This window comes from Mesorhizobium sp. M4A.F.Ca.ET.020.02.1.1 (assembly GCF_004022645.1).
Lineage (GTDB): Bacteria > Pseudomonadota > Alphaproteobacteria > Rhizobiales > Rhizobiaceae > Mesorhizobium.
Window position 1 is genome coordinate 15884 of the sequence record NZ_RZOI01000008.1, and the last position, 13967, is coordinate 29850.

15 protein-coding genes and 3 pseudogenes are annotated in these 13967 nt (G+C 57.7%); 16 read left to right on the plus strand and 2 right to left on the minus strand.

The features are described 5' to 3' along the window. The first annotated feature begins 1 nt into the window (after nt 1). From EN742_RS39020 to EN742_RS01515, 7 genes and pseudogenes are all read left to right on the plus strand, one after another. A complete protein-coding gene (locus EN742_RS39020) occupies nt 2–880 on the plus strand; it encodes a hypothetical protein (protein WP_245492225.1) in 879 nt (292 codons plus the stop codon). Beyond that, on the plus strand, nt 835–1062 hold the full coding sequence (locus EN742_RS40160; RefSeq protein WP_348632835.1) for a DEAD/DEAH box helicase: 228 nt from the start codon (nt 835–837) through the stop codon (nt 1060–1062). The genes EN742_RS39020 and EN742_RS40160 overlap by 46 nt, the downstream gene beginning before the upstream one ends. After that, the gene (locus EN742_RS39025; protein ID WP_245492226.1) at nt 1035–1298 is read left to right on the plus strand and encodes a hypothetical protein; all 264 of its coding nucleotides are present in this window, start codon (nt 1035–1037) and stop codon (nt 1296–1298) included. Before EN742_RS40160 ends, EN742_RS39025 begins: the two co-directional genes overlap by 28 nt. A 116-nt stretch (nt 1299–1414) precedes the next feature. Continuing rightward, entirely contained in the window at nt 1415–2269 is an 855-nt protein-coding gene (locus tag EN742_RS39030) for a hypothetical protein (RefSeq protein ID WP_245492227.1), read from the plus strand. 14 nt (nt 2270–2283) lie between these two features. After that, nucleotides 2284–2517 carry a hypothetical protein gene (locus tag EN742_RS39035; protein WP_245492228.1) on the plus strand — a complete coding sequence of 78 codons (234 nt, stop codon included), beginning with the start codon at nt 2284–2286 and terminating at the stop codon, nt 2515–2517. Between the two features lie 306 nt (nt 2518–2823). Then, a pseudogene (locus EN742_RS01510) lies at nt 2824–3221 on the plus strand (integrase core domain-containing protein); the annotation flags it as partial. Between the two features lie 277 nt (nt 3222–3498). Then, nucleotides 3499–4734, plus strand: a complete 1236-nt coding sequence (locus EN742_RS01515) for an acetyl-CoA carboxylase biotin carboxylase subunit family protein (protein ID WP_128332303.1) — start codon at nt 3499–3501, stop codon at nt 4732–4734. Here EN742_RS01515 and EN742_RS38590 read toward each other — a convergent pair. Beyond that, nucleotides 4690–5043 (minus strand): hypothetical protein, encoded by a 354-nt coding sequence (locus EN742_RS38590; protein WP_210214417.1) that lies wholly within the window; start codon nt 5041–5043, stop codon nt 4690–4692. The genes EN742_RS01515 and EN742_RS38590 overlap by 45 nt on opposite strands. Then, complete coding sequence (locus EN742_RS38595) at nt 5025–5198, minus strand: transposase (RefSeq protein ID WP_210214418.1); 174 nt, start codon at nt 5196–5198, stop codon at nt 5025–5027. The genes EN742_RS38590 and EN742_RS38595 overlap by 19 nt, the downstream gene beginning before the upstream one ends. A 742-nt stretch (nt 5199–5940) precedes the next feature. Between EN742_RS38595 and EN742_RS01525 the strand changes: the two genes are divergently transcribed. The 9 genes and pseudogenes from EN742_RS01525 to EN742_RS01560 form a co-directional block, all read left to right on the plus strand. Further along, on the plus strand, nt 5941–6273 hold the full coding sequence (locus EN742_RS01525; RefSeq protein ID WP_128332304.1) for a LysR family transcriptional regulator: 333 nt from the start codon (nt 5941–5943) through the stop codon (nt 6271–6273). 832 nt (nt 6274–7105) lie between these two features. Continuing rightward, on the plus strand, nt 7106–7888 hold the full coding sequence (locus EN742_RS01530; RefSeq protein ID WP_245492229.1) for a methyltransferase domain-containing protein: 783 nt from the start codon (nt 7106–7108) through the stop codon (nt 7886–7888). Then, nucleotides 7851–7984, plus strand: a pseudogene (locus EN742_RS39040) (peroxiredoxin); the annotation flags it as partial. The gene EN742_RS01530 and the pseudogene EN742_RS39040, both read left to right, overlap by 38 nt. A gap of 124 nt (nt 7985–8108) precedes the next feature. Continuing rightward, nucleotides 8109–8231, plus strand: coding sequence for a hypothetical protein (locus EN742_RS39950; protein ID WP_281034927.1), 123 nt, complete (start codon nt 8109–8111; stop codon nt 8229–8231). A 261-nt stretch (nt 8232–8492) separates the two neighbouring features. Further along, nucleotides 8493–9227 (plus strand): SDR family oxidoreductase, encoded by a 735-nt coding sequence (locus EN742_RS01540; protein WP_245492230.1) that lies wholly within the window; start codon nt 8493–8495, stop codon nt 9225–9227. A gap of 197 nt (nt 9228–9424) precedes the next feature. Further along, nucleotides 9425–10426 carry a pyruvate dehydrogenase complex E1 component subunit beta gene (locus EN742_RS01545; protein ID WP_128332306.1) on the plus strand — a complete coding sequence of 334 codons (1002 nt, stop codon included), beginning with the start codon at nt 9425–9427 and terminating at the stop codon, nt 10424–10426. Between the two features lie 452 nt (nt 10427–10878). Next, on the plus strand, nt 10879–11709 hold the full coding sequence (locus EN742_RS01550; protein ID WP_128332307.1) for an aldo/keto reductase: 831 nt from the start codon (nt 10879–10881) through the stop codon (nt 11707–11709). A gap of 952 nt (nt 11710–12661) precedes the next feature. Continuing rightward, nucleotides 12662–13639: a thiamine pyrophosphate-dependent dehydrogenase E1 component subunit alpha gene (locus tag EN742_RS01555; protein WP_128332308.1), complete on the plus strand. Its 978-nt coding sequence runs from the start codon at nt 12662–12664 to the stop codon at nt 13637–13639. A gap of 44 nt (nt 13640–13683) precedes the next feature. Further along, nucleotides 13684–13967 (plus strand): annotated as a pseudogene (locus EN742_RS01560) (alpha-ketoacid dehydrogenase subunit beta); the annotation flags it as partial.

The following is a 13967-nucleotide window of genomic DNA, read 5'->3' on the forward strand; positions in this document are numbered from 1 at the left end:
AGTGGCCGAAAGAGATGATGAACGCCTCGGGATCGCAAATCAGGTCCGCCTAGAGATTGGAATCGAAAACACGCTCTCCGCAAGGCAGGCCCGCTCCTTCGTGCGCTGCCTTCAGACGGCTTGGCAGGTTCCTGTAATCCAGTGGCGTAATCAGGAATCAGCCCAAGAACTTGCCGATGCGCGGCGTCTGCTGCACGTCGCCGAGATCTACAGACAGATTGAGGGCAGCGCTTCGCCAGGGGCAATAGAATGCTATCGGCGAGCCGGCGAGATCCTCGAATGGTTGGCGCGGGCAAACGATGGAACCCGAACTGTATCGCCGATCGAGCTGTTTGCCGCCGCCGCGTTTCAGCTCGGCGGTCTGCCTGCGATGGCCAACGGCCTCCTCGCGCAAATCGACATGGAGGACGACGGAACACGGCTCTATGGCAGCTTCGTAAGCGCCGACTTCGATGACGTTCTCGCGGCGGCTACCTCATTCTGGCAGCGAAACGCTGATCTGACAGACCGCGAAGCGCCTCGACGACTTCTTGAGGATGATGGCCAGGGGCGCATCGCATGGTACTTTACGGTCGAACTCGTCCGCAGCCTCGGCCTCATTGCCTATGCTTTGCGGCGAGGGCAGATCGATCGCCTCGCTCGCGCGATACAAAAGATCGACGCGCTGGAGAAAATGTCCACCCGGACTTTCAGCGAGGACACATCGTTGCTGATAACCCTTATGCGCGCCGTCGCCCACAGCTATGCCGAGGCATCGATATACCTACCGGTGAACGCGCTTGCCGCGCTTAACCCGGCCTGGGCACCGCGACTGGCGCGTTTTGCGCGCGGCCAATGCGCCGCCGCGGCATTTTGTGGTCGTCTCAGCGCGACGGACTGACTCGACTATTGAATGATTCTTCCTTCGCTCTGTGTACACCAACCGGCTCCGGCAAGACGCTTGTCGCGAACCTTGCTCTCGTAAAAGAATTGCTGCTCCCAGCGGGGCTCTCCTCCTCGCCTCTGGCACTTTATGTGGTGTGCCATCAAGAGCCTTGGCAGGGGAGGTCGAGGCGAAGCTGAAGAGCGAGCTTGGTGCCGACATGATCGTCACGGGTCTTTATGGCGGTACTGACTGGGGAATCACCGACTATCGGCTCGAGGCCGAAACACCGACCGTCCTCGTTGCGACCGTCGAAAAGGCGGAAGCCTTGATGCGATTTGTCGGGCCATTCTTGATCGCACGACTGCGTCTTCTCATCATTGATGAAGTGCATAGGTCGTCGCCGAGAACGATGCTCGGACGAGGGCAGATCTAGCAGAGCACAGCAATCGCGCCATCAGGCTAGAAAGCTTCGTTTCCCGCCTGTTGGCACGTGCGCCCGATGTCGTTCGTATCGCCCTTACCGCCGTTGCCGGCGGCGCAGCGCTCCCGGTGGCCAAGTGGATCGAAAAGAGGAGCGACGCCACTGCGATTGGCACTCGCTATCGCAGCACTCGCCAGCTGATCGGCGTTCTAGAGACGACTCCAAATGGATCCGACCAGGTAGTGCTTGATGTAATGAACGGAAAACCTCTGTTCGTGCGCGGACGCGACGCTCCCGTTTATCTGCCGTTGCGCACACCGATCATGCCCCAACTTCCCCGGCCGATGCGGCAAAGTCTTTATAGATACAACGAAACGAGTGTCCTCTGGACGGCCCTCCACTTGGTAGATACCGACCGCCGCATCTTGATCTCAGTGATGAAGGAGCCTGAGCAGACCATGGGTTGGTATGTCGAGGCTCTACAGCTTCCCCAGTGGGCAACCATTTCGCCCTTCACAGTGCCCGCGGGTCCTGCGCTGGATCTATTTCGGGAAACGCGTGCCGCAGCAGCCGATTATTGCGGTGCCGGATCCTTCGAAGTTGCCTTGCTCGACAAAGGCATTGCAACAAGCCACGGGCAGATGCCACAGCGACTCAGGCGATTAATGGTCGAGCTTATCGAAAGGCGCATCTGTCCGATCACCGTCGCGACAGCTACGCTGACCGAAGGTGTCAATCTTCCGTTGGACATCATTTTCCTGACCTCATCAAAAACGAGGAACTTTCGACCCCACAACCAATCGACGGCTCGTAACGCCCCTTTCGACGGCGGAATTCCGAAACCTTGCCGGCAGGGCCGGAAGACCAGGTGCCTCCCGTGGAATGGAAGGCATGACCCTTATTGCCATCCCTCAGGCAAATTCCGTTGCGACTGCATCGCAACAGGAGTTGCAGCGTCGGCAACGAAGAGAACCGCAGGCTGAGTAATGATGCCCTCTTGGCCAACGTCCTGCGCGACGAACGACAAGCAGCAGCCGTGCAAAGCCCTTTAGCTTTGTTACTGACGGCCATCGCTGAGCGGGCCGCCGCTATTGGTATTGACGAAGACGAATTCCTTGATTGGCTCGACGCGATAACTCCTGAGGTCATAAGCGCCGATGCCGGTGTCGGAGCGTCGACGGCAAGGGCCCGGCTGGCTGACAGCGTAGATGAGCTCGACGTTTTCTTCTGACCGCGTTGGAAGAGCTTACTCACGCGGCAGTGGACGAGATGGACGGCCCCCAGGCCGAAGCATATTTGATCGCGTTGTGGCAGCGGACCTTTGCCAACGTTGCCGCAGTCCAGGAGGCCTGGATGGAGGATGCATTCATTCGTCGAGGCCGCGCGATTTTTGATACCGTCTATCCTGACGGTGATGAACGCGAGCGCCTCTATCGATACGGCTCCACGCCCTACGTGGGGCGCCGTTTCGAACGCATCGCTCCTCAAGTAAAACAGCTTTTGGCCAACGCGGTCGGATACGGCGACACCGACGAAGATGATCGTCAGCGACAATGGCAGCGAGTTCACCTCGAACGCCATCCTCGCCTGGGCGGATCAGAACCGCGTCGAATGGCATTACATTGCGCCCGGCAAGCCGATGCAGAATGGCTTCATCGAGAGCTTCAACGGCCGACTGCGCGATGAACTGCTCAACGAGACGCTGTTTACCTCGCTGGCTCAGGCGCGCGTAGCCATCGCCCTGTGGCACGCCGACTACAACACCGCGCGGCCGCACTCCCAAATCGCCTGGCAGACCCCGGCCGAGTTCGCCAGCACCTTCAATCCGCGACGGTCGCTCGCGCTGGCTATGCCATAGGCTCCGCGCCAGCGCCCGTCGCTTCACCCGCCCAGCAGGGCACAACCCACGCCGGAAACGAACTCAAAACTGGATAGAAACTGGGGCAACGTCAGCCCTTCAACAGGGCATCGACCGGTGACCATCACTGACAGGTCAAACCCGGCGCCCCTTAAAACATTGTAATCTCGCGAAATCGCGATCCGCTCCGTACCACAGCGCCCTTAAGCAAAACCGGTTGCAACAGATCCTTTAAACAAAATCACAAATCTTTGCGACCGCAGATCGCTGACACTGATACCCTTCACCATAAGGTCTGAGGTCGTGCACGGCTGAAAGAGCCTATACCGAGACGCTAGCTAAAGGAGGTCGATGATGGCAAAAAAAAGAGCGCTCATACTGGTTGAAGGCGGAAGTAATATGCCCCTACATTCCCAATATGTCCAAGCGGCCCAGCGTCTTGATCTTCAACCAATTGCGCTGTCGGCTGATTCAGCTCGGTACGACTATTCTGCGGCGGAAGGAATTGACGTAGCCCGTGTCGATACAGAGAATCTCGATGCGCTGATCCGCGAATGCTCCCGGATAAATGCGACCTATGACATTGTTGGCATTACGTCCGCCGTGGAGCTGTTCTATGCGACAGCTGGTAAGCTCAGCCGGTACTTCGATCTGCCCGGACCGAACCCTGAGTCGATTGAACGATGCTGCGATAAGGTTACTCAGCGTCAGCTCCTCGCAGGGGCCGGCGTTCCAATACCTGCTTTTTGCGTGGCGACGGATGCGAGGGACGTGGAAAGCGCCGCTGCGGAAATCGGCCTGCCGGTGATTGTTAAGCCGGCTGTAGGCAGTGGCAGCACGGGGGTCCGACTGTGTCGCTCTCTAGAAGAGCTGGCCGAACACACGACGCATCTTCTAGGCGGCAGGCACGTGTGGCGTTCTTGGCCAAAAGTACTGGTCGAAGAATTCGTGCAAGGCCCGCATTACTGCACTGATTTGATGGGAAATGAGATAATTGGAATTAGCGCCCTTGACTTCTGCCGCCCTCCTCATTTCGTGTATCGTGAGCTCACCTATCCGGCCGAGCTGACTGACGACCAGCATGATCGTATCGCAGATGTTTCGCTGAGCTGTCTGCGAGCTCTCGGCCTTGGCTGGGGGCCAACAAACGTTGAGCTCCGGTGGTCGAAGCGTGGCCCTGTCGTCATTGAAGTCAATCCTCGTCTTGCGGGCTCGCCCAATCCTCAACTTTTTCAGCTGGCTTACGGTGTCGATCTCGTCACGGAGTACATCAAACTTGTGATTGGCGACGAATGGAATTTATGCAGAAGCCATTCGGAAACTGCGGCCGTGCGGTTCCTCGTTCCTGAGCGCGACGGCACCCTTGACTGGATCGCTGGCGACAGGCGGGCGGCTGCTGTACCAGGTGTCGCCGAGGTAGAGTTGTTGGTTCAACCCAAGATGCCGATCGTCAGGAAAGGCAACTGCCTAGACTGCATCGGACATGTCTTCGCCGTTTCACCCAGCTTTGCTCAAACCAAGGCCATCCTTCAGCATGCTGTCGGCCTAATTGATTGGTCGATCACGCCCTTTTCGACCCGCGAACAGTAATAACCTGCGGCCCTCGCCCACCCGCACCAGCGTAGGTGGCCACAGGTAAGAGGTGATCGTCGCTGAACATTGCTTGCAATTGAGAGCACGAGAGAGACGGGTTTGATGATGGTGTGCGCGCCCAGCGGGGACGGCCAGGATCGCCTTCTTCACCGCGCGCCGTGCTTTCAGGCGCAAGAATTGAACATGCAGATAACTGGCCTTGAGCCGCACCGCCGCCCAGGCGGTGGTGACCAGCGTGGTCTTCAGCCAGCTCTTGCGCACCCGCGTGAAGCGGCGCTTGCCGCGCTCTAGTCGTTGCGCGGACACAGGCCGGCCCAAGAGATGAGGTGGCCGGCGGCGGGGAAGCGCGTCATGTCGACGCCGATCTCCGCCACAACGACTTGGGCGACGAGGTCACCGATCCCCGGCATGGTCGTCAGCAGGCGGGCACGCTCGCGGATCGGCGCCAAGGTTTTTCCCACGGCGGCATCCACCTCGGCCAGCGTCCGTTCGAGGTCGGCGATGAGGGTCCAGGTGCAGCTTGAGCATCATACAGGGGTGTCCGGTGGTCGCCCTGCCACGCAATTCCTCGATCAGCTCGGGTCGCTGGCGGCGCGCTGTTCCCCGCGCCGGATCGGCCAGCCGCTCGGGGATCGCTTTCTCCGCCGATGATCGCCCTAAGTATCGCTCAGCCGTAGGCGGTCAGCACGTCGGACAGCACGCTGCCGAGCATGATTTTGGCGTCCTCCAACACCATGAAGCCATGAAGGTGGAAGATGTGTTTTTGACGTGTCGGTGCCAATACGAACAATTTGTTCCACTGACGGTCTCCCTTTGCTTGACTGTGGTGGATACAACCCAAGCAACCGGGCTTTTTGATACTCCCTCATACGGTGACCGGATATTCACCTCGTCAACCTGAACAATACCGCGCATGTCCAATCACAAACCTTTTGTCCGAAGCTGGACAAAAATGTCGGAAACCCGATGACACGGTTGGGCGGGTTGGTATTGACGAGTGGTGCAACTCAAAACGTTGTGCCAAGCGGCACGCAACTTGCGTGGGTCATGCGGACGGCAGCAGTTCCGTAACGGAGCGCGGTGATGACTAATCAGTCTCTCAAATTTAACGCGTGTAGACTGGCGGCAGTCCTTTATGGGCCAGAGGACGACGTGGACACCCGGCGGTTCGGTTCGCGACTGGCGATCTAATTGGAGTGTTCAATGGCCCATCGCTATTATGATCTCCCGTCCTTCACTGTCCTGACTGCCCTCGAGGTATTCGAGGCATCGGCACGCCATCTTTCGCTCGAGCTTGCAGCTTCCGAGCTGAACGTGACGTCGGGAGAGATCAGTCAGCAGATCAAAGTCATTGAGGATGACCTCGGTTTTCCGCTGTTTGTGAGGCCAGGAACCGGCGTGGTGCTTACCAGCGCTGGCAAGGACCTCTACAACGAGCTGGCACATATTTTTTCCGAGGCGTCCGATGTCGTCACGACCATTAAACGCGGCGGTCGTTCCCGGCCTCCACCGATGCGTTCGCGTGGATCTGGCTGAACCGCGCATTTCGCACTTAGGACACAGCACGATGATATTACAGTTGACCATGTGAATTTCCGAAACTTTGCGCCACTATCAGGCGCGCTGAGGTTCAGCTGCGCATTCGGTATGGTTTCGAACTCGTGGCCTAACGAGAGAGGCGGATCTATTGTTTTGGGACGTTATTTAGCCTTCGCCCAAGAGCACCACGATGCGGCGGCCAAGTGCTTGCCTGATCTTCTCCTGCCATCATCGGACATCTTCCAGTTTTGCCCCAGAGCTCGAAAAGAGCTGAGATTGACGCGCAGGGCACCTGCGCCCCCAATACGTACCGGCCCGGCACCGAGCAGTCTCCTGCCGGGCTCTACTGCGGATTTAGTTCCAATACCACGTCGCTTGTTGGAGTAGTTTACCCACGTAGTTCGGGCGATTTTGGAATGTTAAGTAGAAACACGACCTTGTCTCAAAATTGCAGCGCAACGTAATATAAAATTCTCAAAAATCACCTTTTTGCTACCGCATGCCGCTGATACAGTCGCTCTTGAGAATACCAAATCGATGTTTTCTGCTACCCATTTGGGAGTGTCCATGGCTTGTTGTGGAGAGCGTCCATGCAGGACCGGCAGCAGCCAGGTCAGGAATTGCTAGCCAATCCACCGGGCGGATCAAGCCGAGAGGGTGGACACACGTTTCCACTAGAGGACTTCGACGTGATTACTTGTTCTAGACTCATTCGCATGGTCAAGCAATTCCGTGCAGTGGTAAGGAACAGTTCGTGGTTTCAGCCGCGGCCACTGCGCGCCCATGAATGCAGTGCTGCACCCATCTACCCTTACACCGAGGAACCGTTATGAACACCCTAGATCAGCAGACATCACCGGAGCAAGCTGCACGAGAGCGCATGAAGGCATCCCATCACCTCGATGGAGACGCGGTTCGCTTGGCCCACTTATATAGCGGATGGGCGAGTGCATTCGATCTGGATCAGGCCCGCATCGAATATTGCGGGCCGACGATAGTGGCGGAACTGGCAGGCGCCGTGCAGACGGCCTATTTGGCCGGGCAGCGAAATGCCATCGCAATCTTGGACGCTGGCTGCGGAACAGGGCTCGTCGGCGTGGAACTGGAACGCCTCGGCTTCCCGTTGATTGACGGGTTCGATCTCTCCGAAGAGATGGCCGAAAAGGCCCGGCAAACCGGCGTCTACCGCCATGCCCGAGGCGATGTCGATCTTAACGGGCGGCTCTCTGACTATTCCTGCGCGAGCTATGACCTAACCGTCTGCTGCGGTGTCCTCACGCTCGGACACGTTCGACCGGATGGGTTGCGCGAGCTAGCCCGCGTCACCCGCCCGAACGGCTTCATCGTAGCAAGTACCCGCAAGAGCTACGCGGAGACGACCTCCTTTGCAGACCAGGTGCGGCGTCTGCAGGATGAGGGCGTCCTTATACCGGCACAGTGTCTAAGGAACGGCAGATACGTCGCCGAGGAGGACGCGCACTATTGGGTCTTCCAGGTGCCCGAGAAGATCAGCGCACCAGGCAACCGAGGCTGTGACGACGCTACCGCGAATCTTGCTGTCGAAACTGCCGCCGATGCAACGCATCAAGCTCATCCCGGACGGCTCGGGTGAGTTTACGCGCCAGCCGGGCTCGGACAATCTCGGCTTCGATATGCGCTCTTGGCGCACGCCGCTTTGATCAAAAATGGCGTGGAGAAGTGGTTCGAGGATGCTCGAAGGCGGTCTGAATCAGGCGTCGAAGACACCGTCTGTGGCGGTTGCCTGAAGGCGACGGACTTTCTGCGAAGGCTCCGCACAAACGCATGGTGCGGCCAAGAATGGAGACGAAGCCATGCTGCTGTACGCGACGCAGAAGATCGCCGCTGGCGTATTCGAACGGGTCGATAGTTTCGTGATATTGGCGCGGCGAGGCTTGGCACCGGTCGAGCGGCACCCGCTGCTCAGTGCGTCGTGAGTATGCTGATCCTAGCGCTGTCTTCAGAACCGGAACGACCGGTCACCAATCGGAATGACGGTGGAGTTGCGTCGGATCCCGTACATTTGTGTCGTCATCATGCACGGCTAGAGCAAGCCGAAGTTTTATCAGCAGGGCTATCCTACCGTTTTGAGCGATCTTTTCGTTTGGCACGGTACATGCTGTCTGCAGCGGTGCAAGGAAGCGTGGTGATGTTGATCGGGGGTAAAAATGGATTTAGGCCTAGATGGCAAGGTGGCAATGGTCGCGGCCGCCTCTAGCGGCTTAGGCTTGGCCACAGCCGAGGAGTTAGCCAACGAAGGCTGCCGCATATCCGTCTGTGGGCGGGATCCGGGGCGGCTTGAAAGAGCAGTGGGTCGGTTGCGCAGCACAGGCGCCGAAGTGCTGGCGCGCGCGACCGATGTAACCGACTGCGCGGATGCAGCAGCTTGGGTTGCTGAAACAGCAGAATATTTTCGGTCTATCGACATTTTAGTGACGAATTGTGGCGGCGTTTCTGCCGGACCACCCTCTGCCATGTCGCCTAAGGATTTCGACCATGCGTTTGACCGAGTGCTCTTACCGTCGATAAACCTTGTTACGGCTGCCTTGCCATATCTGCGGCGCTCGCAGGCGGGGCGAATTTTGATGCTCGCTTCCGAGGCTATCGTACGGACCCCAGTACATTTCGCGCTGTCGGGTGTCGCACGAGCAGGACTCGTGCCCTACTGCCACACGCTCGTACAAGAATTGTCGGGGGAGAGCATCACGGTAAACGTGCTCGCTCCTGGAGCACACAACACCGCGATTCACGAAGCCAATCGGCTCGGCGAACACGCGGAAGCCATTCGTGCGCTCGAGAACAGGACCCCGGCTCGTCGCCTTGGCGATCCCTCGGAATTCGCAGCAGTTGCTGCATTCTTGGCCAGCGCCCGCGCGGCATATGTCAGCGGCGCCCTGATCGTCATCGATGGTGGTCTGAGTGCAACCGTCTAAATAATGCTGGATGATGGCCTGAAAGAAAATGGCCTGGTGAGCAATGAAGTACGAAGTACTCTGAGCCGTGAAGCGAGCTGTAAAATTTGCTTTGGACTGGCCATGCCTCGGCCGGAAACATATCCGACTACATGTTCAACTCGCCCCTTGTAAGCCATCAGGGCTTCGTGGCTGGCTTGGAGAGGAATTAATTCCACATGGAAAATGATGCCCAGAAACTCGCCGCGACGCCCGGCGCTCATATTCAGATGACCTATTTTGAAGCGCTCGTACAGGCCCAGATGGAAGAAATGGATCGCGATGAGCGCGTCGTCCTGATAGGAGAGGAGCTCTCAGTTCATGGCGGCGCCGAACTTATTGAGCGGTTTGGCAAAAACCGGATCTGGAATACGCCGATTTCAGAAGGCAGTTTCACCGGCCTCGGAATCGGGGCTGCCATCAATGGATTGCGGCCGATCGTAGACCTCTCGGTGTCCAGCTTCATCTATCTCGCCTCGGATCAGATCATCAACCAGGCCTCAAAATTGCGGTATATGACCGGAGGCCAGATCGACATTCCGATCGTGTTTCGTTGCTGGATGTACTCGCTAGGGTCCTACGCGGCGCAGCACGCTGACCGGCCTTATCCGTTGTTTATGAATGTGCCTGGCCTCAAGATCATCAGTCCGACCAGCGCCGCCGACATCAAGGGACTGATGAAATCGGCCATCCGTGACGGTGATCCGGTAATGGTCTTCGAAGACAGGCGCCTGTGGCCGGTCAAGGACAATGTGCCTACAGATCCGGACCATCTGATCCCGATTGGCAAAGCGGAAGTGAAGCGCGAAGGAGAAGACGTAACGCTTATCGCTGTTGCCGGTGTCATTGGGCCGGTGATGGAAGCTGCTAGAGCGCTCGCCGAGGACGGCGTTTCGGTTGAAGTGATCGATCCACGTACGTTGAAGCCGCTCGATCACGAGGCCATCAAAACGTCAGTTGCCAAAACCGGACGACTTGTGGTCATTGAGAACGCCCACCGCGTGTGTAACCTCGGAAGTGAAATCGCCGCGGTAATGGCGGAGGAGGCATTTGATCTGTTGAAGCGACCGATTCTGCGCCTGAGCGCACCCGATATTCACGTCCCTTTCAGTCCTGCCCTCGAGAAGGGCTTCTTCCCGACCAAGGACCATGTCATTGCCGCCGTACGGCGGTTGCTCTAACATTCTCAAAGATTCCAGCAGTGGAAGCATCTGATCGAGTCCATGATGAGCTCCGCGAGGTCGAATAATTTACTATTCCTGGGCGGCAGAGCCGGCTGCGGCCTGAGCGGCGGCGGATGTGTGTTTACGAGCCCGGTCGGACAGGAAGGTGCGCCCAGTTGAGGGCGTTGAGGGTGCCTGCACCACAATGCGCCATCCGGCCATGGACAGCGCTGCGCCGCAAGTTGGGGCAGATCGTCCTTGCAACAGGTTGCAATGATGCTGAGCGAGCAAAAATTCCTGAGTATTGCGGAGTCATGTTCGATCCGAATATTCGGCATGAGCCTTGATTCGCGGTCCTAGCCACCCAGTAGTTACGTACTGCAGGGGATGGATTTTCATGGGCTACGTAATTCCCGGCGCATCAACGTCGCTAACACGACTACCTGCCGCGGGGGAAAAAAGGAGGCTTTATGCACTACGTTATCGTAAACGGCGCAACGATACCGGCAATCGGGTTTGGGACCTGGACGTTGAAGGGTGAGGTGTGCTCGAAGTTAGTCGCGCATGCGCTTCTCCTCGGTTACCGCCACCTTGACACCGCCGCAGTCTACGACAACGAGAGCGCGGTGGGCGAGGGACTGCGGATTTCCGGCGTACCGCGCGAAGACGTCTTCGTCACAACCAAAGTCGGTTTTGCCGATGTCGCTCCGGGAAATCTGGAGCGATCGGCCGAGGCGAGCCTAGAGCGGCTTGGACTCGATACGATCGACCTGCTGCTGATCCACTGGCCAAACCCCGCCATTCCGCTGGCCGGATCTATCAGGGCGCTGAACGCGGTTCGCGATTCGGGCATCGTGCGGCACATCGGCGTGTCGAACTTCCCCGCCGGGCTGTTTGCGGAGGCGGTGTGCCTGTCGGATGGGCCACTCGTGGCGAACCAAGTCGAATCGCATCCTTTTCTCAACCAGACCACGGTCCATGGCGCCTGTCGAGCTGCCGGTGCGGCCATGATTGCTTATTGTCCGCTCGGCCGAGGTGGAGCGCTATTCGAAGAGGCGGCAATAAGGGACGCCGCCAAGCGGCATGGCAAAAGCCCGGCGCAGATCGTGCTACGATGGCAAGTGCAGCAGAAAGGAATCGTCGCTATTCCGCGCACCTCGCACAAGGAGAGGTTAGCGGAAAACCTTGATCTGTTCGACGTAGAGCTTTCCGATCACGAGATGACAGCGATCTCGGGCCTCCGGTCGCGCAATTACCGGATCTGCAATCCCGACTACTCGCCGACGTGGGACGGTGGCTAGTCGATTAGCGGGCCGCCGGTGCCGGAGCAAGAGACATCTGGTGTGTAGGATTGCGGATGACGCTATGTTTAAGAGGATTGCAGCTGTTGAAGGGCGGAGACGAGAGATGGCCGAGTTGAGCCTCGTCGCATGACCGAGGAGATGGCTATCCGAAATCTGTTATCGGCAACGCCGCGATCCTCTTTACGCCGGCATTTTGGCCGGTTGCCGGGACGCCTCGGTCTATCGGACTTGCGCGCCTGCCACTCCTCAGGGCACCTTGCCGGTGCTGCTGCCGCTGTTGAAGTAGTTCCTTTTCTAAAGGCTGTGCCGGGACTGGAGACGCCGACTGCGCTGGTTTACGAGCTATGCTGCAGTCCTGCCCGTCTCTGAAACATCGGCCTGAAGGTCGACGACATCAATAGCGAACGCGGCGTCCTGTATGTGGGAGCTTTCAGGCGAAAGTTCATTCGGAGTTGACGGAAGAGGCTGGAGTTGCGGCACTCGAGATTCGTCGGAGGGGCCGAATGAAGATCATGAGAACGCCCGTCTGACGGCGCTGCGCGAGGGGACATGACGCTGTCGATGATGGAAGCAGCCTTTCGCAAGTCCGGCTTGGCCTGCCTGGAATTCTCGTGATAGTGCCACTACCACTGATTCGCTTGCCCTCACGGAATTCCCAGCGGCATGAAATGGCGGGTCGGCTCCGGCCGTGTGTTTGCCGGCATGATGTTCCACTCCGTTTCAGCTGGTAGGTATCCGATGCAGTAATTGCAGCGAACTAGCTTCTTGGGGGGTGCCGTAGTTAAACGTCGCCTCGTAAGGTACATGTAGCTAGCCACATATTGTTCACAATAATGTAGAAGATTTTTACATATTTTGGCGAAAGTTTTATAAAGAATATCGTGACATGTTATGGTCAATTCAGTAATGACAATGAACATCTCTACCTTGCAGTTGGAGGACGTTGGGTATGAAGCTAAAACGTGATCAGAAACTGGAAGCTTATCGGCGGATGCTTCGCATCCGTCGATTCGAGGAAGCGGGTATGCGCCAGTTCAAAGATGGCAAGATCCCTGGTTTCTTCCACTCGAGCGTCGGTCAGGAAGCTGCTATCGTAGGGGCATGTCTCGCTCTTCGCGACGATGACGCCATGACTGGAACGCATCGTTCGCATGGACATCCAATCGGGAAGGGTGCGAGCCTAGATGGGCTGATGGCCGAGTTGATGGGAAAGGGGGACGGCATCTGCAAGGGGCGTGGCGGTTCAATGCACGTTGCAGACAATTCGGTCGGGATCATCAGCGAATCGGGTATCGTCGGAGGCGGGATTCCCCTTGCTACGGGATGTGCGTTCAGCGCCAAGGTGCGCGGCGTCGATCAGGTTACCGTTTGCTTCTTCGGCGATGGGGCAGTGAATCAGGGCACCTTTCATGAGAGTCTCAACATGGCCTCGCTGTGGAAGCTTCCGGTCATTTATCATTGCGAGAACAACGGCTATGCAATGACCACGTCGGTGGCGCAAAGCCACGGGCAGCCCGACATCGCGCTACGGGCACCGGGCTATGGCATGGCTGGGGCAACAGTTGACGGTCAGAGTGTAGGTGCCGTCTATGAAGCGACGGCAGCGGCCGTAGCGCGAGCACGCGCGGGCGAGGGGCCTACTCTGATAGTGGCCAACACCTATCGGTTCGATGAGCACAATTTCGGCTTGGTGATTCCGGGGGAACCTTATCGAGCGGTTGAAGAAGTCGAGGTTCAAAGGCGCGAGCGCGATCCGATCTTGCTGTATCGCACTGTGCTCCTTGATGAAGGCATAAATGAAAACAGTCTAAGAGCAATCGAGGACGAAGTCGGCCAAGCTGTAAAGCAGGCCGTAGAATTTGCTTTGGCCAGCCCCATGCCTCGGCCGGAAACCTTACCCGATTATATGTCCAACTCGCCCTTGTAGGCCATCACGGCTTCGTGGCTGGCCTGGAGAGGAATTAATTCCACATGGAAAATGATGCCCAGAAACTCGCCGCGACGCCCGGCGCTCATATTCAGATGACCTATTTTGAAGCGCTCGTGCAGGCCCAGATGGAAGAAATGGATCGCGATGAGCGCGTCGTCCTGATAGGAGAGGACACTTCGATCTATGGCGGCGCCAAATTTATTGAGCGGTTTGGCAAAAACCGGATCTGGAATACGCCGATTTCAGAAGGCAGTTTCACCGGCCTCGGAATCGGGGCTGCCATCAATGGATTGCGGCCGATCGTAGACCTCTCGGTGTCCAGCTT